The sequence below is a fragment of the Microbacterium sp. WCS2018Hpa-9 genome (assembly GCF_031843745.1).
Classification (GTDB): Bacteria; Actinomycetota; Actinomycetes; order Actinomycetales; family Microbacteriaceae; genus Microbacterium.
Genome location: NZ_JAVTIY010000002.1, coordinates 75,667 through 97,825 on the forward strand (window position 1 = coordinate 75,667; position 22,159 = coordinate 97,825).

The following is a 22,159-nucleotide window of genomic DNA, read 5'->3' on the forward strand; positions in this document are numbered from 1 at the left end:
CCCAGCATGCTGATCGCGCACGACCTCGGCACCACCGGAAACAAGGCGTCCCTGCACCACGACGACGGGCGCCTGGTGACCTCGGTCACTGTGCCCTACCCCGCGCACTTCGCCACCGGCGGCATCGCCGAGCAAGACCCCGCCGACTGGTGGGATGCCGTCGTCTCGGCGACCCGGCAGCTGATGTCTCGGGCGGGCATCGCCCCCGAGACTGTCGGCGGCCTGGTCGTGAGCGGCCAGATGATGGGCACCGTGCTGCTCGACGCGCACGGCGAGCCGGTGCGACCGGCGATCATCTGGGCAGACACGCGCTCAGGCGCGCAGACCCGCGCGCTCGAAGAGCGCCTCGGCGCCGAGGACGCGTATCGCGTGCTCGGCCACCGCCTTAACCCGACCTACTCGATCGAGAAGATCATGTGGGTGCGCGACAACGAACCCGACGTCTGGGCGCGAGTGCGCCACTTCTGCGTCGCCAAGGACTACATCGTCTACCGGCTCACCGGGCGTCTCGCGACCGAGCGCTCCGACGCCTCGGGCACGAACGCCTACGACCAGCTGCGCGGCACCTGGTCGGCCGAGGTTCTCACGGCAGCGGGACTCGACGCCGCGCTCTTCCCCGAGATCCTCGAGTCGACGACCGTCGCCGGAGCCCTCACGACCGAGTCGGCCGATGCCCTCGGCCTGTCGGCATCCGTCCGCGTGGTCATGGGCGGCGGCGACGGCCCTCTCGCTGCGGTGGGCTCGGGCATCGTCGCCCCCGAAGACGGCGCCTACGTGTGCCTGGGCACGTCGTCGTGGATCTCGTTCGCCAGCCTCACCCCGCTGCACGACCCGCAGATGCGCACCATGACCTTCGACAACGTCGTGCCCGGTTCGTTCGTGCCGACCGCCACCATGCAGGCCGGAGGAGCGTCGGTGCAGTGGATCGCCGAGGCGCTCTCGCCCGACCCCGCGCACCCCGACACCGCGCGCCTCACGGCAGAGGCCGGCGGCGACCTCGACACGGAAGACCTCTACTTCCTGCCCTACCTCCTCGGCGAGCGCTCGCCACTGTGGGACCCGCACGCCCGCGGCGCCTTCGTCGGCATCGGGCGGCACCACACCCGTGCGCACCTCACGCGCGCCGTGCTCGAGGGCGTGGCGTACAACCTGCTCACCTGCATACAGGCCTTCCGCGAATCCGGAGCCGCGATCGACCGCATCGACGCGGTCGGCGGCGGGGCGCAGAGCGACGCCTGGCTCGGCATCCTCGCCGACGTGTGGGGTGTGCCGATCCGCCGACGCACCATCGTCGAAGAGGCCAACAGCCTCGGCGCGGCGGTCACGGGTGCGGTCGGCCTCGGTCTCGCCGACTTCTCGGCGGCGCGGGCGCTCAGCGAGGTCACGGCGGAGTTCACGCCAGATGCCGGTCGTCACGCGATCCACGCCCGGCGGCACGCCCGATTCGTCGACGCCTACGCGGCACTCGAGCCGTGGTTCGCCGCCGCGCCGCCGGCCGAGGATCTCTGATGGGCGTTATCCTCGCCACGAGTCGCTCGTTCTCGGACGGCGATCTCGACCTCGTCGGGCGGGCCAGGGCCGCAGGTCACGAGGTCGTCCGCGGCCCCGCGCACCACGGTCTCGCCGAGCTCGCACCGCTGCTGGCGGCCGCCGAGGGCTGGGTCGCGGGCACGGGCCCCGTGACCGACGATCACCTCGCCGCCGCACCGAACCTCAGGATCGTCGCCCGCTACGGCGTCGGCACCGAGGCCGTCGACCTCGATGCGGCGCGGCGACGCGGCATCCCCGTGACCAACACCCCGGGTGCGAATGCGGATGCCGTAGCCGACCACGCCCTCGGACTCATGCTCGCGGCACTGCGGTTCATCCCCGACGGCGACCGCCGCGTGCGAGCGGGCGACTGGGGCGTGCGCCGCGGACGCGAGCTCGGTGCTGCGACGGTCGGCATCGTGGGCTTCGGACGCATCGGCCAGGGCGTCGCCCGGCGCCTGAGCGGTTTCGGCTCGAGAGTGCTCGCGGCCGATCCCTTCCTCCCGGCCGACGTCATCGTCGGGGGCGGCGCCGAGCCGACCGACGTCGATGAGCTGTTCCGATCGGCCGACCTCATCACCCTGCACGCCCCCGGCGGGCGGACGCTCGTCGATGCGGCGCGCCTCGACAGCATCCGCCCCGGCCTGATCCTGGTGAACACCGCGCGCCCCGACCTCGTCGACGAGGAGGCCGTCGCGGCCGCTCTGCGCGACGGCCGTCTCGGTGCATACGCCGCCGACACCCTGCACGGCGACACCGCGGCGAGCGCGAGCCCGCTGCTCGCCGACGACCTCGCCGATCGGGTGACGATCACCCCGCACCTCGGCGCCCAGACGACGCAGGCCGTCGACAACATGGGCTCGCTCTCGCTCGACGATGTGCTCGCCGTGCTCGCGGGGCGCTCCCCCGCCCACCCCGTCTCACCCCGACCCTGAAGGACGACCATGACCATCACCGAGACGCCTGCGACCACCATTACGACCGGCGGCTACATGGGCTTCGTCGGCGTCAGCACCGGCTCATCGTCGATCATGAAGGTGTTCCCGAAATGGGCCGAGGTGCTCGGCCTCCCCACCGAGAACCTCATCGGGCACGACCTGCCGATGGATGCCACCCCCGCGCAGTATGTGGCGATGGTCGAGCAGATCCGCGACGACCCGAATCACCGGGGCGCTCTTGTGACCACCCACAAGATGAACGTCTTCGCCGCGGCATCCGACCTCTTCGACGAGCTCGACCCGTTCGCAGTGTCGTGCTCCGAGATCTCGAGCATCTCGAAGCGGGGGGATCGTCTGATCGGCCGCGCCAAGGATCCCCTCACGGTCGACCTCGCGCTGAACGACTTCCTCCCCGCCGACCACTTCGCCCGCACGGGAGCAGAGGTCGTGATCCTCGGCGCGGGTGGCTCCGGCACGGCCCTCAGCTGGGCGCTGGCGGAGCGGGCGGATGCTCCGGCGCGGATCACCGTGACCGCTCGAGACGACGACAAGCTCGCCCACCTGCGCGAGGTGCACCGCCAGCACGGCACTCCCGACGGGCTGATCTCTTACGTGCGCACCGACACGGTGCAGGATGCGGCAGCACTCGTCGCTGCGGCGCCGGCGGGGTCGCTGATCGTGAACGCCACGGGCCTGGGCAAGGACCGCCCCGGCTCTCCGCTGCCCGACGACGTCGCGTTCCCTACCGACGCATGGGTGTGGGAGTTCAACTACCGCGGGTCGCTGGAGTTCCTGCACCAGGCGCATGCGCAGCAGGCCGAGCGGGGTCTGCACGTGATCGACGGATGGCGGTACTTCATCCACGGCTGGTCGCAGGTCGTCGCCGACGTGTTCGAGATAGACCTCACCCCCGAGATCGTCGAGCGGCTCGCCGAGGCTGCCGAGTCGGTGCGCTGATGCCCGGCATCCGCACTGTGCTCGGCGACATCGACCCGGCGCAGCTCGGGCCGACGAACTATCACGAGCATCTGTTCCAGGTCTCACCGCTGCTCGCCGGCGACGAGCTCGACGACGAGGATCTCTCGGGTCGGGAGGCGGCGCTGCTGAAAGCCAGTGGCTTCGCCTCGATGGTCGATGCCACCCCGTTCGGCCTCGGCCGCGACCCCGAGGGAGTCGCGCGCATCAGCGCGGGCACCGGGATGCATGTCGTCGCGACGACGGGGCGGCACCGCGAGGCGCACTACGGCGCGGATCACCCTCTGCAGGTGTGGAGCGTCGAGCGCCTCGCCGAGCTGTTCGTCTCCGAGGTGACGCGCGGCATGGTCGTCGACGATGCACTGGTGTTCGAGACGCCCGTCGTCGCCCGTGCGGCAGCGCCCGATGGCACCCCGGTGCGCGCCGGGATGCTCAAGGCGGGGGTCGGATACTGGAGCATCAGCCCCTTCGAGCGCACGACGCTGCTCGCAGTCGCCGAGGCTCACCGAGCCACCGGAGCCCCGGTGATGGTGCACCTGGAGTTCTGCACCGCCGCCCATGAGGTGCTCGATCTGCTCGAGGCCGAGGGTGCGGCATCCGATCGCGTCGTGCTCGCGCACGCCGACCGCGACCCTGACGCAGGGCTGCACGCCTCACTCGCCGAACGCGGCGCCTACCTGGGATACGACGGCTTCGCCCGCCCGCGCACGAGGTCGGATGCCGAACTGCTCGCCCTGACCGAGCGGGTCGTCGAGCTCGGCGCCGGCGACCGGGTGCTTCTCGGCGGCGACGTCGCCCGTCGAACTCGGTACATCTCCTACGGCGGACTGCCAGGACTCGCCTATCTCGGCGAGCGCTGCATCCCGCGGTTGCGCTCGGCGGTGGGCGAGGATGCAGTCGAGAGGATGCTGGTCGCGAACCCCGCGCGCCTGCTCACCCTGTCGTCTTGATCCCCCATCTCCGAGGAGCACTCCCATGACCGAGCCCACGATCCTGCACGCGATCTTCACCGCGCGCCCCGAGCAGGGCGACAACGTCGCCGCACTGCTGCGCGACTTCGCCGAGATCGTGCGGGCAGAAGAGGGCAACGTCGTGTTCGATGCCACTCGACTCGTCGACGACCCCGACCGCTTCTTCGTCTACGAGGTCTACCGCGACGAGGCCGCCTTCCAGGAGCACCTCGCCGCTCCCGCAGGAGTGCCGTTCAACGAGGCGCTGCAGCAGCTCATCGTCGAGCCCTCGTCGATCCTGACGTTCCTGCGCCGCGTCTGACGCACTCCGCAACGCAGAGAAGCCCCCCGCCCGAAGGCGAGGGGCTTCTGCGATCTCAGCGGGTCACTCGTAGAGGACGGCTGCGATCTTCTCATCCTCGAGGTTCGTGCTGTCGTACCAGTACGAACCGGTGTCGTAGAACTCGTCGACGGTGTCGCCGTTGGCTGCGTCGTACGCTGCCTGGACGACCTGTGCGCCGATGCCGATCGGGTCCTGCGTGATGGCGCCGGCCATCGTGCCGTCCTTGATCGCGTTGATCTGGGCGGCTCCCGAGTCGAATCCGACGATCGTGATCTTGCCCTTCTCGAGACCGAGCTCGTTCACGGCGTTCACGACGCCGATGGCCGAGCCCTCGTTGGTGCCGTAGATGCCCTTGAGGTCGGGGTGCGCGGCGACCAGCGTCTTGGCGATGTCAGCCGACTTCAGGTGGTCGCCGTCTCCGTACTGGATGTCGACGATCTCGATGTCGGGGAAGTCGGCTTCGATCTTCTCGACGAATCCGTCACGACGCTCGACACCGGTCGAGTTGATCTGCGAGTGGCCGACGATCGCGACCTCGCCCTCGCCGCCGATCAGCTCTGCCATGTGCTCTGCGGCGAGCGCGCCGGCGACCTTGCTGTCGGTCGCTGCCAGGCTGAGTCCGACGTCGCCGTTGCAGGGGGCGTCGAAGTAGACGACAGGGATGTCCTTCGACTTCGCCTGCTCGAGCGGTGCGACGCAGGCCTCGGGGTCCAGCGCGGCGTACGCGATGGCATCCGGGTTCTTGTCGATGGCGCTGGTGAGCATCTCGAGCTGCTGGGCGATCTCGGTCTCGGCGGCGGGGCCTTCGAACGTGATCTTCACGCCGAGCTCGTCTGCCTTCTCCTGAGCGCCCTGCTTGACGGCCTGCCAGAACTGGTGCTGGAAGCCCTTCGAGACGAGTGCGATGTACATCTCACCGTCACCGCTCGATCCGTCTGCGCCGCCGCCTTCTTCGATGACGTCACCGCCGCCTGCGCACCCCGCGAAGACGAGGGCGGATGCGGCCACGAGTGCCGCGAATGCGGTCTTCTTGCCGAATTTCATGGAAACTCCATTGTTCTCTGTGGTGGTGGGTAGGGATGGATGAGTCAGGTGCGCTGGCGGTTGCGCAGCGAGTCGAGGAACACGGCCAGCAGCACGACGACACCGACGACGATGTTCTGCCACTCCGACTGGATCGACATGATGCGCAGGCCGTTGACGAGCACGCTCATGATGAGTGCGCCGATGACGGTGCCGAGGATGGATCCTCGTCCGCCGAGCAGCGAGGTGCCGCCGATGATCACCGCGGCGATCGCCTGCAGCTCGTAGCCGGTGCCGATCTGCGGCTGCGCCGAGTCGAGACGGGCGGCGATCACAATGCCCGCGATGCCGGTGAAGGCGCCGGCGAACATGTAGATGAGGATCGTCCAGCGGCGGGTGTTGACGCCGGACAGGCGGGTCGCCTCCTCGTTCGAGCCGATCGCGAAGGTGTACCGACCGAGCAGCGTCTTCGACAGCACGAGGAAGGCGACGATCGCGAGAGCCGCCGTGATCAGCACCGCGTTCGGGATGCCGGGGATGATCACGCCGAGCGCGATCTTCTTGAAGTCCGGAGCCGAGGTCGAGAAGTAGATCGGGGCGACGTTCGAGATCACGAGGGCGAGACCGCCGGCGATCATCATCATCGCAAGCGTCGCGATGAACGGCGGAAGCCGGAGGAACGTGATGTTCACACCGTTCACCAGGCCCATCAGCACACCGGTCAGGATGCCGCCGATCACGCCGACCCAGACCGGAAGGCCCATGTTGGTGACGATGACACCCGTCATCACGGCGCACAGCGCCATGCCGGTTCCGATCGACAGGTCGATGCCGCCGGTGATGATGACGAAGGTGGTGCCGAGGGCGAGGATGCCGATGACCGCCGTCGACAGCAGCACCGTGGCGATGTTGCTGAAGGTGAAGAAGTTGGGGCTGGCGATCGAGAAGAACAGCACCAGCACGATCAGCGTGCCGAAGGCGAGCGACTGCTGGAGCTGGCGCTTCAGGAACGCTCCGACGTCGCGCTTGTCGGTGTTCTCATCGAGCGCGGTCTGGATGATCGTCGTCGTAGACGATCCGGGCTGCTGCGGAGCGCTCATCAGTCTTCCTCTCCGTGGGCTGCGAGTTGCATGATCTTCTCCTGGCTGGCTTCCTCGTTGCGGAGGGTGCCGGTGACGCGTCCGTTCGCGAAGACCGCGATGCGGTTCGCGACGCGGAGGATCTCCGGCAGTTCCGACGAGATGACGATGATGGATTTGCCCTGGTCAGCGAGCTGCTGCATCAGGCGATAGATCTCTTCCTTCGCGCCGACGTCGATGCCTCGCGTCGGCTCGTCGAAGATGAGGATGTCGCAGTCGCGCATCAGCCACCGGGCGATGACGACCTTCTGCTGGTTGCCGCCCGAGAGCAGCTTCACGACCTGGTTCACCGAGGGCGTCTTGACCCTCAGCTGCTCGACGTACTCCTTGGTGCGGTTCTTCGCCTTGCTGTCGCCCATCCAGCCGATGCCGTTGGCATACGAGCCGAGCGAGGCGAGCACGGTGTTGAAGGTGACGTCCTGTTCGAGCATCAGGCCGAGGAGCTTGCGGTCCTCCGAGAGGTATCCGAGGCCGTGCTTGACGGCATCCGCGGGCTGGCTGATGCGAACGGGCTGCCCGCTGATGGCGATCGTGCCGCTGTCGCGGTGGTCGGCGCCGATGATGGCCCGCGCGGTCTCGGTGCGCCCGGCGCCCATGAGTCCGGCGAAGCCGAGGATCTCGCCCCGGTGCAGCTGGAACGACACGTCTTTCAGCAGGCTCTTGGTCGAGAGCCCCTGCACATCGAGCACGATCGGATCGTTGGCATGCTCGCGGGCCTGCGGGCGCGTTCCCTCGTCGATCACACGGCCGACCATCATCTCGATGATCTTCGGGATGCTCACCTCGGATTTATCCAGTGATCCGATGTATGTGCCGTCTCGCAGCACCGTGACCCGGTCGGCGAGGCGCCGCAGCTCGTCCATGCGGTGCGAGATGTAGACGATGCCGGTGCCCGACGCCCGCAGCTGCTCGATGAGCACGAAGAGGGTCTCGGTCTCGGAGTCGGTGAGCGCCGACGTCGGCTCATCCATGATGAGCACCTTGGCGTTGAACGAGAGCGCCTTGGCGATCTCGACCATCTGCTGCTCGGCCACGGTGAGTTCGCCGACGAGCTGCCTCGGGTTCAGCCGGATGCCGAGGCGATCGAGCAGTTCGGCGGTCTGCGTGTTGAGCTTGCGCTCCGACAGGAAGGGCCCCGTGGTGGGCTCGCGACCCACGTAGATGTTCTGCGCCACGGTGAGGTCGGGCATCAGGTTGAGTTCCTGATGGATGATCGTGATGCCGAGCTGCTGCGCCTGCAGCGGGCTCGTGAGTTCGACCTCCTGGCCCTCGAACGTGATCGTGCCCTCGTCCTTGGTGTAAATCCCCGAGAGGATCTTCATCAGAGTCGACTTGCCCGCGCCGTTCTCGCCCACGAGCACCAGCACTTCGCCGGCCCGCACCTCGAGGTGCACGTCCTTGAGAGCCTGCACACCGGGGAATCCCTTGCTGATCCCCTCGACTCTGAGAATGGGGTCACTCATGTGCTCACCTGCTTCCTTGAAGGTCGTAATGCGATATTCCAGTCGGGCCTGGAAACATCGGATCAATTCTGCGGCCTGCGCCCCACCCTGCGCAAGTTGTATCTAAATGTAACTAAGACTTCTTCGGATGGGAAGACCTGTAATAACAAGTTGGCAACAGGTCTGAGTCTCGTCGGAACTGCGCTGCGTCGGCGCAGCCGCTCAGTGCAGTCGGATCGAGTCGACCGCGACGAGCTTGTCGCGGATGTAGGCGTTGGCGTGCGCGCCGAGCTCGACGTTGTCGGTCCACAGGTTGCGCCAGATGCCGAGCATCCGGCTGAGGTCCGGAGCCACCACCGCCGACGAGAACGACTCGAACACGATCGGCCCGTCGTAGCCGATGCGCCCCAGCGCCTTGAAGAAGTTGTCGAAGTCGACCGTTCCGGTGCCGAGATAGCCGCGGTGGCTCTCACCGATGTGCACATAGCGGAGGGCGGGTGCCGCGTCGAGGACCGGCGCGAACATATCCGACTCCTCGATGTTCATGTGGTACGTGTCGAGGTGGATGCCGAGGTTCGGCCGGTCGACTTCAGCGAGGTAGGCGAGCGCCTGCCGCGCGGTGTTCAGCACGTTGGTCTCATAGCGGTTCACGACCTCGAGCGAGACCGAGATGCCGCGCTCGGCGGCATGATCGGCGATGCGGGCGATGGTGCGGCGGCTGCTCTCGAGCCCTTCGGGCGTCACCGGGTCCATGTACTTCTGCATCGCGCTGTAGATCACTCCGCAGAAGTGCTGGCCGCCGAGATCGGCGAGCACGTCGACAGCCTTGAGCAGCAGCGACTCCCCCGCGGCGACGATCGCCGGGTCGGAGCTGGTCACGTCGGTGGATCCTGACAGACCGAGCGAGGCACTGACGGCGAGGTCGTGCTCCTCCAGCGCATCCTTCGCGGCGGCGACATCGAACGTGAACGGATCCATGAGCGGGAATTCGATCAGGTCGAAGCCCGCCGCCTTCGTCTTCTCCACAGAGAGTCGGATGCCGTCGGCATCGAAGTGTCCGGTCCAGACGAGCCCGTGGCATCCGATGTTCATGAGACCTCTCGGAGACGGGTGTGGGGCACCATCGCCTCTAGGATTTGGCACGTGCCAAGTCCGCGTTCAGGTCACGGTACGCGGCATCGCCCGGCGCTGTCAAGAACTTTCTTGGCACGTGCCAATCGCTCCGCTACTGTGGACTCGCCGGTGCTGCGCGGGCGAGCAGTCACGCTCGCACGATCGCGCACGGCGCAGTCGCATCGCAGTCGACAGGGAGCTTCATGCCAGCCAGCGTCAAAGACGTCGCCGCCCTCGCCGGGGTCTCCTCCTCGACCGTCTCGAACTACCTCAACCACCCGCACGTTCTGGGCGAGGCGAGTGCGGCGAAGGTCAGAGACGCGATCGAGCAGCTCGGCTACGTGCCGAACGAGTCGGCGCGGCAGCTGCGGGCGGGGTCGAGCAAGGCGCTCGCGCTGATCCTTCTCGACGCCTGGCTGCCCTACTTCCACGAGCTCTCGCGAGGCGTGGAGGACGTCGCCCGCGAGGAGGGCTGGTCGCTGTTCTTCAGCAACAGCAACCGCGACGCCTCTCTCGAGCGACGCAACATCGACATGTTCGAGGCACACCGCGTGCAGGGCATCGTGATCTACCCGCTCGAAGACGTGGTGCCCCGGCTCGAGCAGCTCGCCGACCGCGGCATCCGCTCGGTGGTGGTCGGGCCCATCCCCGACTCTCCGACCGTCGGATCCGTGCTCTTCGACGACCGCGGCGGCGGGCGTCTCGCCGGTGAGCACCTGCTGGCGATCGGACGCCGCCGCATCCTGTTCCTCGGGGCGCCGAGCGTCAGTCAGTCGAACGACCGGCTGCAGGGTCTGCGCGATGCCGTCGTCGACACGGACGCCGCGGTCGAGGTGTTCGACGTGCCGCATCTCACGACCGAGGACGGCCTCGAGATCGCCGAGCGGATCCTCGCGCTCCCTGCAGCCGAGCGGCCCGACGCGATCTTCGCGGCGAACGACATGGTGTCGATCGGCGTGATGACCCAGCTGCTGCGTCACGGCATCCGCGTGCCCGAGGACATCGCCCTGGTCGGATTCGACGACGTCGCTCAGGCGCATCAGAGCGTCGTGCCGTTGACGAGCGTGCGTCAGCCCGGATACGAGATCGGCCGCGCCGCGGGCGCCGCGCTGATCCGCCAGCTCGCCGACCCCACAGCCGGTCTGCCCGCACCCACGCCTTTCGCCGCCGAGCTCGTGGTGCGCGAGTCGACCATCGGCCGCTGAGTCCGCTGAGTCAGTTGAGTCCGCTGAGTCAGCCCGGAATCAACCCCTCCGCCGCAAGCTCAGCCCACAGCGCCCCCGGGATCTCGAGCGCCGCGTACTCGGCATTCTGCCGAAGCTGCGCCGGCCGGCTCCCGCCCACGACGACCGACTTCACGAGATTGGACTGCAGCGGGAACTGGATGGCCGCAGCGGGCAGCGGCACATCATGGTCGGCGCACACGCGGGCGATGCGCAGCAGCCGCTCCCACAGCTCGTCGGGCAGCTGGCCGTACTCGTACCGACCGTCGCGGCGCGGCTCGCTCGAGGCCAGCAGGCCTGAGTTGAACACGGATGCCGCGACGATGCCGGTGCCCGTCTCGCGACAGGCGGGCAGCACGTCGGCCGCAGCCGGCTGCTCGAGCAGCGTGTAGCGACCGGCGACCATGATCAGGTCGAGGTCGGCCGAGCGGACGGATGCGGCGAGCGCGTCCGACACCATCGAGCCGATCCCGACCGCGGCGACCTGGCCATCGGCTCGCAGCTGTTCGAGTGCCGGCAGCGCCTCGGCGAGCGCGAGGTCGAGGTCATGACGCTCGGGGTCGTGCAGGTACAGCAGGTCGATCCGCTCGATGCCGAGCCGCTCGCGCGACTCATCGAGGCTGGTGCGGATCCCCGAAGCCGAGAAGTCCCACACTCGCTGCAGGTCGTCGGGCACATGGAAGTCGTTCGCGGTGTCGAGGCCGCCGTCGTGGTCGGGGTTCGGTCGCAGCAGCCGACCGACCTTCGTCGACAGCACGTAGTCGCCCCGCGGCTTGGTCTGCAGGAACGCGCCCAGGCGTCGCTCCGAGAGCCCGAGCCCGTAGTGCGGAGCCGTGTCGAAGTAGCGGATGCCGCTGTCCCACGCCGCCTCCAGGATCGCCCACGACTCGTCGTCGCTGAGCGGCCGGAACAGGTTGCCGACGTTGGCCGCGCCGTACCCGAGAGCGGGCATCCCGAGAGCAGGAGCCGACAGCGTCTCAGATCCCGACATGCTGTCCCTTCCACGTGTAGGCGGCGATGCTGTCTGCCTTCATCTCCATGCCCGAGCCTGCCGCGGTCGGCGCCATGTACGAGCCGCCCTGGATGTCGGTCGGGATCACGAAGTGCTCGTGCAGGTGGTCGACGAACTCGATCATGCGTCCATCACGCGTGCCGGTGACGGCGACGAAGTCGAACATAGACAGGTGCTGCACGGCCTCGCACAGGCCGACGCCACCGGCGTGCGGGCAGACGGGCACTCCGAACTTCGCCGCGAGCAGCAGGTTGGCGATGTTCTCGTTGACACCCGCGACGCGCACCGCGTCGATCTGCATGACCGAGATCGCGTCGGCCTGCAGCAGCTGCTTGAAGATCACCCGGTTCTGCGCGTGCTCGCCGGTGGCGACCCTGATCGGCGCCACACCTCTCGCGATCTCGGCGTGACCGAGCACGTCGTCAGGACTCGTGGGCTCCTCGATCCACGCGGGGTGGAACTCGGCGAGCGCGTTCACCCACTCGATCGCCTCCGACACCTCCCAGCGCTGGTTCGCATCGATCGCGATCGGGAAGTCGGGTCCGCAGACCTCGCGGGCCTTGCGGAACCTACGGATGTCGTCGTCGAGGTCAGCCCCGACCTTGAGCTTGATCTGGGTGAAGCCGTCGGTCATCGCCTCGCGGGCGAGGCGCTCGAGCTTCTCGTCGGAGTACCCCAGCCACCCCGGGCTCGTCGTGTATCCGGGGTACCCGGTGGCGAGCAGCTCGCGCTCCCGCTCGATGCGGCCCGGCTCTGCGGCACGCAGGATCTCGAGCGCATCCTCGCGCGTGAGCGCATTGGTGAGGTAGCGGAAGTCGACGAGGTCGACCAGCTCCTCCGGTGTCATCCGGGCGAGCAGCTGCCAGAGCGGCAGACCGGCACGCTTCGCCTTGATGTCCCACAGCGCGTTGATGACCGCGCCGATGGCCATGTGCATGACGCCCTTCTCAGGGCCGAGCCAGCGCAGCTGCGAGTCGCCGATGATGTCGCGGAACGTCGTGCCCATGTCGTCGAGCAGCGGCTCGATCTCGCGACCGACGAGGTGCCCGGCGAGCGCGTCGATCGCGGCGACCTGCACGTCGTTGCCCCGGCCGATGGTGAAGACGAAGGCGTGGCCGTCGATGTCGTCCTCGGCATCCGTGCGCACGATCACGTACGCGGCCGAGTAGTCGGGGTCGGGGTTCATGGCATCCGATCCGTCCAGACTCAGCGACGTGGGGAAGCGGATGTCGGTCGTGTCGAGGGCGACGATGCGGCTCACGGGGTCCTCTCGTGCACGGGGTGGGGATTCGTGCAGATCTCTTGGAGTGTAAACATCCGATGTCTATACTGTCAACGAGACGGGCCGCGATGATGCGCCCCCGCAACACCGAATCCTCAGTGATCAGGAGAGACATGAAGTTCGCACGGCTAGGCACTCCCGGCGCCGAGATCCCCGTCCTCGTCGAAGGCGAGCGCTACCTCGATCTGAGGTCGGTGACATCCGATGTGAACGGAGACTTCCTCGCCTCCGACTTCCGCGCTCGCGTCGAGGCCGCTCGCGCCGCGGACGAGCTGCCTGTGCTCGACGATGCCGCAGCGCTGCGCATCGGTGCGCCGATCGCCCGCCCGAGCGCCGTCATCTGCATCGGTCAGAACTATGCGGCGCACGCGCGCGAGTCGGGCTCCGAGCCGCCGACCGTGCCGATCCTGTTCCTGAAGACGCCGAACACGGTCGTCGGCCCGAACGATGCGGTCACGATCCCCCGGGGCAGCGAGAAGACCGACTGGGAGGTCGAGCTCGGCATCGTCATCGGCGCTCGCGCCGCCTACCTGGATTCACCCGAGGATGCCGACGCGCACATCGCCGGCTACGTCACCGCGAACGACGTCTCGGAGCGCGCCTTCCAGATGGAGGTGTCGGGAGGCCAGTGGTCGAAGGGCAAGATCGCGCCCGGGTTCAACCCGACCGGTCCGTGGCTGGTCACCCCCGACGAGGTCGACGTCGACGACCTGCGGCTGCGCAGCTGGGTCAACGGCGAAGCGCGACAGGATTCGAACACGAACGACATGATCTTCGACGTGCGCGTGATCGTGCACCACCTGTCGCAGTACGTCACTCTCGAGCCCGGCGACCTGATCCTCACCGGCACCCCGCAGGGCGTCGCGTTCGGGGGCAGATTCCCGTACCTGAAGGCGGGCGACGTGGTCGAGATCGAGATCGAAGGACTCGGGCACCAGCGCCAGGAGTTCGTGGCATGGGAGGCACAGAAGTGACCAAGGCACTCGACGGACTCGTCGCGATCGTCACCGGCGGAGCATCCGGAATCGGCGCAGCCGTCGCCGCCCGACTGCACGACGACGGCGCTCAGATCGCCGTGCTCGACCGCGACACCGCAGGAGCGGACGCCGCATTCGCCGCGTTCACAGCCGACGTGTCGGACCGCGCATCGGTGGATGCCGCCGTGGCAGCCGTCGCCGAGAAGTTCGGCCGCATCGACATCGTCGTCAACAACGCCGGAGTCGGCGCGCAGGGCGACATCAGCGCGAACGATGACGACGAGTGGGCGCGAGTGCTCTCGATCAACGTCACCGGCATCGCCCGCGTCACATCGGCAGCACTGCCCTGGCTCAAGAGGTCGCCCCACGCGGCGGTGTGCAACACGGCATCCATCGCCTCGACGACCGGCCTGCCGCAGCGTGCTCTCTACAGCGCATCGAAGGGCGCCGTCTCGGCTCTGACGCGCGCCATGGCCGCCGATCATCTGCGCGACGGCATCCGCGTCAACGCCGTGAACCCCGGCACGGCCGACACCCCCTGGGTCGGACGACTGCTCGACTCGGCCGCCGACCCGGCAGCCGAACGCGCCGCTCTCGAGGCCCGCCAGCCGCACGGTCGTCTGGTCTCGCCCGACGAGGTCGCGGCGGCTGTCGCCTACCTCGTGAGCCCCGCCGCGGGTTCGACCACCGGCACGTTCATCGAGGTCGACGGCGGCATGGCGCAGTTGCGCCTCCGCCCCGTCGGCGGCTGACCCGGGTCGGGCTCCACCCCGGTCCCGGACAGCACAGCAGGCCCCGCTTCGCACACGATCCTCGGCAGTTCGTGTGCTGTTCGGGGCTATGTGTGCACGCCGTGACAGCCGGGGCGCGAGGAGCGCCCGCTACTCGCGATCGCCCCGCAGCCACCGCAGGAAACCGCGACGAGGTCGCTCCTCCCGAGCATCCTCGCGCGGGGGCCTGGCGCCGACGCGGTAGAACTCCTCGGCATTGCGCCACATGATGGCGTCGACGTCGTGGCTGCGGAGCTCGGCCCAGCCGGCCACGGCATCCGCCCACCGGCTGCGTGCCGTGGGCTGGTACATCGGGGATCCGTCTTCGTTCGCGTACGGGTCGTCGGCCTCGGCGGGGCCGATGACCGAGACGGGCCAGTCGCTGCCCCACATGAGCCGCTCGACCCCGAAGGCGTCGGCCGCGGCATCGAGGAACGGATGCAGCTGCTCAGCCGACCAGTCGCCCCCGGCCTCTGCCGGAAGCCCCGACAGCTTGCACCACACGTTCGGATGCCGTGCGAGATCGTCGAGATCGCGCACCCATTCCATCGTCGGCGCCGCCGGAGCATCCGCCGTGCCGACCGTCGGCTTGCCGAGGTGATCGAGCACCACCCGCAGCTCGGGCACCGCTCCCGCGAGGCGCGCGATCTCGGGAAGCTGGGATGCACGGATGCAGGCGTCGAAGGCCCACCCGTGCGCGGCGACCTCGCGGGCACCGGTCACGAAGGCGGCCGACACTGCGAGGCCGTCGGGCTCGCCCTGCAGGATGTGACGCACGCCGATCACGAGCGGCTCGGCCGCAAGGCCTTCGAGGTGGGCGGTGGTGTCGGTGCCGCGATCGAGGCGCGCGCCGGCGACGATTCCGACCACGCCGATGCGGGCGGCCAGACCCGCCACCCAGCGCACCTCGTCGAGGAAGTCGTCTTCGATGGTCTCGGCCTGCACGAAGACCGCCCGCTCCGAGGTCGCGCGACCTATTCGCGCGTGCTCGATCTCGGTCTCACCGAACAGCCAGCCGAGCGGTCCTTCGAGCCAGGTGTAGTGCAGAAGCTCGGGATCCCAGAGGTGCAGGTGCGAATCGAGTACGCGCATGCCCCCATCCTGCCGCAGACATCCGATGAATGGCTAGGATGACGCCATGGCAGTGACTGACGACGCGATCGAGAAGATCAAGGCGATGATCGTGTCGGGCGAGCTCGCCCCCGGCGATCGACTCCCTCCCGAGAAGGAGCTGTCCGAGCGGCTCGGCCTGTCGCGCAACTCGATGCGCGAGGCGGTGAAGGCGCTCGAGGTGATCCGGGTTCTCGACGTGCGCCGCGGCGACGGCACCTATGTCACCAGCCTCGAACCCCACCTGCTGCTCGAGGCGATCTCGTTCGTGGTCGACATGCACGACGACGATTCGATGCTCGAGATCTTCGCGGTGCGACGGATGCTCGAGTCTCAGGCGACCGGCCTCGCGGCCACCCTCGGCACCGACGAGGCGATCGCCGACCTCGAACGCGAGGTCGAGTCCATCGATCCGACGGTCAGCATCGAGGAGCTCGTCGAGCACGACATCCGCTTCCACCGCGAGATCGTCGGCATGGCGGGCAACGCCTATCTCGCGAGCCTCATCGAGCACCTGAGCAGCCAGACCGTGCGCGCCCGCGTGTGGCGGGGGCTCACCGAGGGCGGAGCCGTCGAGCGCACCCTCTCGGAGCATCGGGCCATCGCCGAGGCGATCGCCCGGCACGACTCGGGTCTCGCCACCTCGCTCGCCACCGCGCACATCGCCGGCGTCGAGCGGTGGCTGCGCCAGGCGGCATCCGCCTGAGAACAGCAGGCGTCAGGCGCCGAGTCGCCCCATCGCGGCGTCGAACTCGGCGGCCGAGCTGTCGCTGACGTCGTGGAACAGCATCTGCTCGATCACGTCGGGCGCCGCGGTGAAGTACGGCACCCCCGCGAGCCGCAGGCCGGTGATGTCGTCGGGTGATCGCAGGCTCGCGGCGAGCACGTTCGAGTCGCTCCCCTCGCACATCTCCTGCATCCGGGCGATCACGGCGTCGCCGTCGATGCCGGCATCCCGCATCCGTCCGAGGTAGGGAGCGATGTACTGCGCTCCGATCGAGGCGCACGCCAGCGCCTGGGCGACCGAGTACACGGCCGTGACGAGAACGGTCGCGCCCTCGCGCACCAGAGCGGATGCCGCGGCGAAGCCCTCGCGCGTGGCGGGCACCTTCACGACCACCCGGTCGCCGAGTGCCCGGATGCCCTCGGCGTTGCGCAGGAATGATGCGGTGTCGCCGCCCCACGTCTGGAAGAAGATCTCGCGAGCGCCCTCGCCTGACCAGCGGGCGTAGAGGTCGGGGATCTCGGCGGCGGTGCGGCCACCGCGCTCGAGGATCGTCGGGTTGGTGGTGACGCCGTGCACGACGCCCCCCGCGAGGAGAGACGAGACGCGGTCGACGTCTGCGCTGTCGACATAGAGACGGGGGGCCAGCGCGGTCATCGGGTCTCCTTGTGCACAACCTGTCGTTACAGGTTCGGATTCGGCTAATGTAATGACAGCCGCGGAGGATGTCAAAGCACCCCGCATCGACGACGATCAGGAGTGCCATGACAGCCGCCACCTCGCCCGATCGCACCGGCGTCGTCATCGTCGGCAGTGTGACCGCAGACGTGACGACCTTCTCGACCCGGCTCCCGGCCCGCGGCGAGACCATCCTGGGCGACGAGTTCACCCTCATGCTCGGCGGCAAGGGCGCCAATCAGGCCGTCGCGGCCGGACGCTCCGGAGCCCGCACGAGCTTCGTCGGATGCGTCGGAGACGACCTCTTCCACGACCTCGTCGTCGACGGGCTGAGCGAAGCCGGCGTCGACCTCGCGCACCTCCGCACCGTGCCCGGCCCGACGGGCATCGCGCACATCCGCGTCGACGCCTCGGCGCAGAACGACATCGTCATGGTGCCGCTCGCCAACGCCTCCCTCAGCACCGAGCAGATCGACTCGGCGCTCACGGCCCTCGCGCCGACAACGTCGGTGCTGCTCACCCAGCTCGAGACCCCGTCGGCACTCACCGCGCACATCACGTCACGCGGACGCGAGCACGGCATGACCGTCATCCTCGACCCGGCACCCGCCGCTCCGCTCGACGACGCGGTGTGGGCGAACATCGACATCGTGACCCCGAACGAGACCGAGGCATCGGTGCTCAGCGGCATCGAAGTGACCGACGCCGCCTCGGCCGCGCTCGCGGGCCGGTGGTTCCTCGACCGCGGCGTCGGCGCCGCCGTGATCACGCTCGCCGGTCAAGGCTCGTGCGTCGTGACGGCGGCCGGAGCATCCGTCATCCCGCCCTTCCCGGTCGAGGCCGTCGACACCACCGCGGCCGGCGACGCCTACGCCGGGTATCTCGGTGCGGCACTGGCGAACGGCCTGGAGCTGACGGATGCCGTGCGCATCGCCACCGCGGCCGGCGCCCTCGCCGTCACGAAGCAGGGCGCCTCACCGAGCCTGCCGCTGCGGGCAGAGGTCGAGGCGTTCCTGGCCGCACGAGAAGCCCACTGACACCCCCGAGGAGACATCATGCGCAAGACAGCGACGACGATCAACCCCGCGCTCTCGCGCGTGATCAGCGAGACCGGGCACACCGACCTGCTGGTGGTGACCGATGCGGGGCTGCCGATTCCCCCGGGGTCGGAGCGCATCGACCTCGCCTACCGGCCGGGTGCTCCGGCGTTCTTCGATGTGCTCGACACCGTGCTCGCCGAGCTCGTCGTCGAGGGCGCGACCGTCTCTGCGGAGGTGGCCGAGAAGAGCCCCGAGGTGCTGGCCGCGCTGCGCGAGCGCTTCGCCGATCAGGATTTCGAGATCGAGCTCATCCCGCACGTCGAGTTCAAGAAGCTGACGCACTCGGCGCGCGCGTTCGTGCGCTCGGGCGAGTTCACCCCGTATGCGAATGTGATCCTGCACGCAGGGGTGGCGTACTGACATGAACGACACGATCGACCGCCACTCCGCGGCACCCATGTACGACCAGCTTCGTCAGCTGATCGTCGACGGCATCTCGAGAGACGGCCTGCAGCCGGGCGACCCGCTGCCCGGCGAGCACCGCCTGTGCGAGCGCTACGGCATCTCACGCACCGTCGTGCGCCAGGCGCTCGCCCAGCTCGAGCACGAGGGGCTCGTCGAGCGGGTCAAGGGCAAGGGTACGTTCGTGTCGCGCCCCCGCACGAGCGAGAGCCTCGTGCACACGCTGGTCGGCCTGTACGACGACGTCGAGCGCCGGGGCGGGCACGTGCACAGCGACGTGCTGCGGCACGAGCAGACGCTGGCCGACGACGAGATCGCGGCGGCCCTCGAGGTCGAGGTCGGCGCACCGGTCGTGGTGCTCGACCGCCTCCGCCACGTCGACGGCGAGCCCTGGTCGCTCTCCACGACCTGGATGCCGGATGCCGTCGGCGGCGTCACCCTCGGCGTCGACCTGTCGGAGCGATCCCTGTATCGCCTGCTCGCCGATCACGACATCGTGGCGACCAGCGGCGTCCGCTCGGCCGAGGCGACGGTGGCGACCCACGAGCAGGCGCAGCATCTCGGTGTGAGTGCCGGCTCGGCCCTGCTGCGGCTGCGCAGCGTGAGCCGCGCCGCCGACGGCATCCCGATCGAGTACTTCGTGGCCCACCACCGCGGCGACCGCTCGCGCTTCGAGTTCCAGCTGCAGCAGGAGCAGTCGCAGGCGTCGCTGCTGCACGTCGACGACGCCGGCAGCGCCTCGCGGGCCGGCACGGTTCGCTAGCCGAGTTCGCCGAGGCCGCTAGCCTGGCAGCGGAGCACGCGTCGCACCGGGCGACGCGAGCAGGGGGGCAGACACGATGGTCGACGACGCGCACGCGCAGGGCTCTGAGCCCGAACCGGTCATCCCGCCGCCTCCGCCCGCAGCTCCGGTCGATCACTCGTCGGTCCCGCTGGCACCGCCCCTGAGCGGGCCGCCCGCGCCTCCCGCACCGCCGCTTCCCCCGTACGCCGCGGCTCCGCAACCGGGCCAATACCCGCAGCAGCAGCAGGGGCCCTATCCACCCCAGCAGCCGGGCCAGTACCCGCCGCAGCAGCCGGCCGCGTATCCGCCGCAGTACCCGGCAGGCCAGCAGCCTTCCGCTCCCTACGGCGCGGCGTATCCGTACCCCTCTGCACCCCCGAGCCCTCGCTCGCGCTCGGGCAGAAACGTCGGCATCGTGATCGCGGCGGTCGTGGTGTTCGTGCTGATCGTCATCGTCGGAGTCGGCGTGGCCCTGAGCCTGCTTCTGAGTTCGCGCGAGCCGGTCGCCGCGCCCATGCCGTCCGCGACGGCCGCAGCTCCCAACGCGCCCTCCGACTCCCCGACCACCGAGCAGCCGCCGTCCGACGACTCGGGTGACGCCGATGCCTCCGGAATAGCCGACGTCCTCCAGGCGAAGATCGACGAGTACAAGCAGCTGCGCGACAGCGGGGCACTGTGGAAGAGCATCCCCGACACCGAGTTCAACCGCACCGCCGTCTCGGCCTTCCTCTACTTCCTCACCGACATGAAGGTCGCGACGATCTGGGGTGTCGACGAGGCGCAGGCACAGGAGTACGAGGAGCGGATGACGATGCTCGAAGAGCGTCTGCTCGCTGAGCAGCCGCTCGGCGACGACATCCAGATCACCCTCGAGGACGAGGTCTTCACCTACGACGGCGAGACGGGCGAGGGCGGATACACCCCCAGGTAGAGGAGCGTTACGCTCGAAGGATGAGCGACTGGACCAGCACCGCGATCGCCCTGCTGGAAGCCGACGCGAACCGCAGTGCCGACACGCACCTGCACCTGTTCCCGCTGCCGCCCGAGTGGGGCATCGATCTGTACCTGAAGGACGAGTCGGTGCACCCCACCGGGTCGCTCAAGCACCGTCTCGCGCGCTCGCTGCTCCTGTACGGACTCGTCAACGGCCGCATCACGGAGCACTCGACACTGGTCGAGTCGTCGAGCGGATCCACCGCCGTCTCAGAGGCGTACTTCGCCCGGATGCTGGGGCTGCCGTTCGTCACCGTCGTGCCGCGCTCGACCAGCCAGGAGAAGATCGACCTCATCGAGTTCTACGGTGGACGCTGCCACTTCGTCGACCGCGCGGAGGACATGTCTCCCGAGGCCCAGCGCCTCGCGTCCGAATGCCACGGGCACTACCTCGACCAGTTCACGTTCGCCGAGCGGGCGACCGACTGGCGCGGCAACAACAACATCGCCGAGAGCGTGTTCAGCCAGCTGTCGCAGGAGCGGCATCCGATCCCCCGCTGGATCGTCGTGGGCGCGGGCACCGGCGGCACGAGCGCGACCTTCGGCCGCTATGTGAAGTACCGCCGCCACGAGACCCAGATCGCCGTGGTCGACCCCGAGGGTTCGGCGTTCTACGACGGCTGGGCCGGCACGGTCGATCCGCCCGTCGGGCGCCCCAGCCGCATCGAGGGCATCGGCCGACCGCGCGTCGAGGCCTCGTTCGTGCCCAGCGTGATCGACGAGATGATCCGCGTGCCTGATGCGGGGTCGATCGCCGCGATCCGGATGCTGCGCGAGCGCACCCTGCACCTCGCCGGCGGCTCGACCGGCACCAACCTGTACGGTGCCTTCCAGCTGATCGCCCGCATGCGCGCCGCGGGCGAGACCGGCAGCATCGTCACCCTCATCTGCGACAGCGGCATCCGCTACGCCGGCACGTACTTCAACGACGAGTGGGTCGCACAGCAGGGCTGGGACCTCGCCCCGCACCGCGCCCGCCTCGACCACTTCCTCGACACCGGCGACTGGGTCGACTGACAGCGCGGTTCACAATTCAGCACGAACACCCCGGACCGGCTGCCGGGCCGCGGTCTTCAGGCGCTTTCTGAGCGATGCTGCTGAATCGTGAACGGCTACGCTGGCCGCATGACTACTCTCATCCTCACTGTCGCGGGTGCCGATCGTCCGGGTCTCGTCGCGGCGGTCGCCAATGTCGTCGATGCCCACGGTGGCAACTGGGAGAACAGCTCGCTGGCCGAGCTCGCCGGAACCTTCGCCGGCGTGATCGAAGTCTCGGTCGCTCCTGAGCGCGCCGACGATCTGCAGACGGCTCTGCGCGGGCTGCAGGGTCAGGGGCTGCTGACGCTCGCAGTTCTGACCGGCGCGCCGGCCGAGTCGGATGCCGACGATCAGATGCTCGAGATCCGCGTGCTCGGCAACGACCGCTCCGGCATCGTCCGCGAGGTGTCGAACGTGCTGAGCGCGCATGACCTGAGCATCGAAGAGCTGGCGACCGAGACCCGGGATGCTGCGATGGCCGGCGGCCGCCTGTTCGAGGCGTCCGTGATCGCACGGGTTCCCGAGTCGGTCGACCTCGACGCCCTGCGCCGTGACCTCGAACGCATCGCCGCCGAGATCCAGGTCGACATCACCCTCGCCTGACACGTCACCC

The 22,159-nt window shown here is 68.8% G+C and carries 23 protein-coding genes; 15 read left to right on the forward strand and 8 right to left on the reverse strand.

From position 1 onward, the window contains the following. Window positions 1–6 precede the first annotated feature (6 nt). From xylB to RQG82_RS04145, 5 genes are read left to right on the forward strand one after another with little or no spacing between them, the layout of a single operon-like run. Window positions 7–1,509: a xylulokinase gene (gene xylB, locus RQG82_RS04125; RefSeq protein ID WP_311257868.1), complete on the forward strand. Its 1,503-nt coding sequence runs from the start codon at window positions 7–9 to the stop codon at window positions 1,507–1,509. After that, on the forward strand, window positions 1,509–2,465 hold the full coding sequence (locus RQG82_RS04130) for an NAD(P)-dependent oxidoreductase (protein ID WP_311257869.1): 957 nt from the start codon (window positions 1,509–1,511) through the stop codon (window positions 2,463–2,465). Before xylB ends, RQG82_RS04130 begins: the two co-directional genes overlap by 1 nt. Window positions 2,466–2,474: 9 nt before the next feature. Then, window positions 2,475–3,425, forward strand: coding sequence for a shikimate dehydrogenase (locus tag RQG82_RS04135; protein ID WP_311257870.1), 951 nt, complete (start codon window positions 2,475–2,477; stop codon window positions 3,423–3,425). Further along, complete coding sequence (locus RQG82_RS04140; protein WP_311257871.1) at window positions 3,425–4,393, forward strand: aryldialkylphosphatase; 969 nt, start codon at window positions 3,425–3,427, stop codon at window positions 4,391–4,393. The genes RQG82_RS04135 and RQG82_RS04140 overlap by 1 nt, the downstream gene beginning before the upstream one ends. A gap of 25 nt (window positions 4,394–4,418) precedes the next feature. Next, a complete protein-coding gene (locus RQG82_RS04145; RefSeq protein ID WP_311257872.1) occupies window positions 4,419–4,715 on the forward strand; it encodes a putative quinol monooxygenase in 297 nt (98 codons plus the stop codon). 63 nt (window positions 4,716–4,778) lie between these two features. On the opposite strand, the gene RQG82_RS04150 is transcribed toward RQG82_RS04145, so the two are convergent. From RQG82_RS04150 to RQG82_RS04165, 4 genes are all read right to left on the reverse strand, one after another. Beyond that, window positions 4,779–5,780 carry an ABC transporter substrate-binding protein gene (locus RQG82_RS04150; RefSeq protein WP_311257873.1) on the reverse strand — a complete coding sequence of 334 codons (1,002 nt, stop codon included), beginning with the start codon at window positions 5,778–5,780 and terminating at the stop codon, window positions 4,779–4,781. Window positions 5,781–5,824: 44 nt separating this feature from the next. Then, entirely contained in the window at window positions 5,825–6,859 is a 1,035-nt protein-coding gene (locus RQG82_RS04155) for an ABC transporter permease (RefSeq protein WP_311257874.1), read from the reverse strand. Then, a complete protein-coding gene (locus RQG82_RS04160) occupies window positions 6,859–8,361 on the reverse strand; it encodes a sugar ABC transporter ATP-binding protein (RefSeq protein ID WP_311257875.1) in 1,503 nt (500 codons plus the stop codon). The genes RQG82_RS04155 and RQG82_RS04160 overlap by 1 nt, the downstream gene beginning before the upstream one ends. 201 nt (window positions 8,362–8,562) lie before the next feature. Then, window positions 8,563–9,432 (reverse strand): sugar phosphate isomerase/epimerase family protein, encoded by an 870-nt coding sequence (locus RQG82_RS04165; RefSeq protein WP_311257876.1) that lies wholly within the window; start codon window positions 9,430–9,432, stop codon window positions 8,563–8,565. A gap of 224 nt (window positions 9,433–9,656) precedes the next feature. Between RQG82_RS04165 and RQG82_RS04170 the strand changes: the two genes are divergently transcribed. Next, complete coding sequence (locus tag RQG82_RS04170; RefSeq protein ID WP_311257877.1) at window positions 9,657–10,658, forward strand: LacI family DNA-binding transcriptional regulator; 1,002 nt, start codon at window positions 9,657–9,659, stop codon at window positions 10,656–10,658. 28 nt (window positions 10,659–10,686) lie between these two features. Here RQG82_RS04170 and RQG82_RS04175 read toward each other — a convergent pair whose 3' ends face one another. After that, entirely contained in the window at window positions 10,687–11,667 is a 981-nt protein-coding gene (locus tag RQG82_RS04175; RefSeq protein WP_311257878.1) for an aldo/keto reductase, read from the reverse strand. Continuing rightward, on the reverse strand, window positions 11,654–12,949 hold the full coding sequence (locus RQG82_RS04180) for an L-fuconate dehydratase (protein WP_311257879.1): 1,296 nt from the start codon (window positions 12,947–12,949) through the stop codon (window positions 11,654–11,656). The genes RQG82_RS04175 and RQG82_RS04180 overlap by 14 nt, the downstream gene beginning before the upstream one ends. A 134-nt stretch (window positions 12,950–13,083) precedes the next feature. Here RQG82_RS04180 and RQG82_RS04185 point away from each other — a divergent pair, with 134 nt between their 5' ends. Further along, a complete protein-coding gene (locus RQG82_RS04185; protein WP_311257880.1) occupies window positions 13,084–13,944 on the forward strand; it encodes a fumarylacetoacetate hydrolase family protein in 861 nt (286 codons plus the stop codon). Continuing rightward, window positions 13,926–14,699: an SDR family oxidoreductase gene (locus RQG82_RS04190; RefSeq protein ID WP_311257881.1), complete on the forward strand. Its 774-nt coding sequence runs from the start codon at window positions 13,926–13,928 to the stop codon at window positions 14,697–14,699. Before RQG82_RS04185 ends, RQG82_RS04190 begins: the two co-directional genes overlap by 19 nt. A gap of 129 nt (window positions 14,700–14,828) precedes the next feature. Here RQG82_RS04190 and RQG82_RS04195 read toward each other — a convergent pair whose 3' ends face one another. Next, window positions 14,829–15,809: an amidohydrolase family protein gene (locus RQG82_RS04195; RefSeq protein WP_311257882.1), complete on the reverse strand. Its 981-nt coding sequence runs from the start codon at window positions 15,807–15,809 to the stop codon at window positions 14,829–14,831. A gap of 46 nt (window positions 15,810–15,855) precedes the next feature. On the opposite strand from RQG82_RS04195, the gene RQG82_RS04200 reads away from it, so the two are divergent. Further along, window positions 15,856–16,533 (forward strand): FadR/GntR family transcriptional regulator, encoded by a 678-nt coding sequence (locus RQG82_RS04200; RefSeq protein ID WP_311257883.1) that lies wholly within the window; start codon window positions 15,856–15,858, stop codon window positions 16,531–16,533. A 12-nt stretch (window positions 16,534–16,545) separates the two neighbouring features. On the opposite strand, the gene RQG82_RS04205 is transcribed toward RQG82_RS04200, so the two are convergent. Next, a complete protein-coding gene (locus RQG82_RS04205; protein ID WP_311257884.1) occupies window positions 16,546–17,208 on the reverse strand; it encodes a transaldolase family protein in 663 nt (220 codons plus the stop codon). Between the two features lie 107 nt (window positions 17,209–17,315). On the opposite strand from RQG82_RS04205, the gene RQG82_RS04210 reads away from it, so the two are divergent. The 6 genes from RQG82_RS04210 (at window position 17,316) to RQG82_RS04235 (ending at window position 22,149) form a co-directional block, all read left to right on the forward strand. Beyond that, on the forward strand, window positions 17,316–18,266 hold the full coding sequence (locus tag RQG82_RS04210; RefSeq protein ID WP_311257885.1) for a ribokinase: 951 nt from the start codon (window positions 17,316–17,318) through the stop codon (window positions 18,264–18,266). Between the two features lie 18 nt (window positions 18,267–18,284). Then, the gene (rbsD, locus tag RQG82_RS04215; RefSeq protein WP_042541360.1) at window positions 18,285–18,689 is read left to right on the forward strand and encodes a D-ribose pyranase; all 405 of its coding nucleotides are present in this window, start codon (window positions 18,285–18,287) and stop codon (window positions 18,687–18,689) included. A gap of 1 nt (window position 18,690) precedes the next feature. Continuing rightward, window positions 18,691–19,494, forward strand: a complete 804-nt coding sequence (locus RQG82_RS04220; protein WP_311257886.1) for a GntR family transcriptional regulator — start codon at window positions 18,691–18,693, stop codon at window positions 19,492–19,494. Between the two features lie 76 nt (window positions 19,495–19,570). After that, entirely contained in the window at window positions 19,571–20,446 is an 876-nt protein-coding gene (locus RQG82_RS04225) for a hypothetical protein (protein WP_311257887.1), read from the forward strand. Between the two features lie 20 nt (window positions 20,447–20,466). Continuing rightward, complete coding sequence (locus tag RQG82_RS04230; RefSeq protein ID WP_311257888.1) at window positions 20,467–21,525, forward strand: PLP-dependent cysteine synthase family protein; 1,059 nt, start codon at window positions 20,467–20,469, stop codon at window positions 21,523–21,525. A gap of 108 nt (window positions 21,526–21,633) precedes the next feature. After that, window positions 21,634–22,149 (forward strand): ACT domain-containing protein, encoded by a 516-nt coding sequence (locus RQG82_RS04235; protein ID WP_311257889.1) that lies wholly within the window; start codon window positions 21,634–21,636, stop codon window positions 22,147–22,149. Window positions 22,150–22,159: the final 10 nt, after the last annotated feature.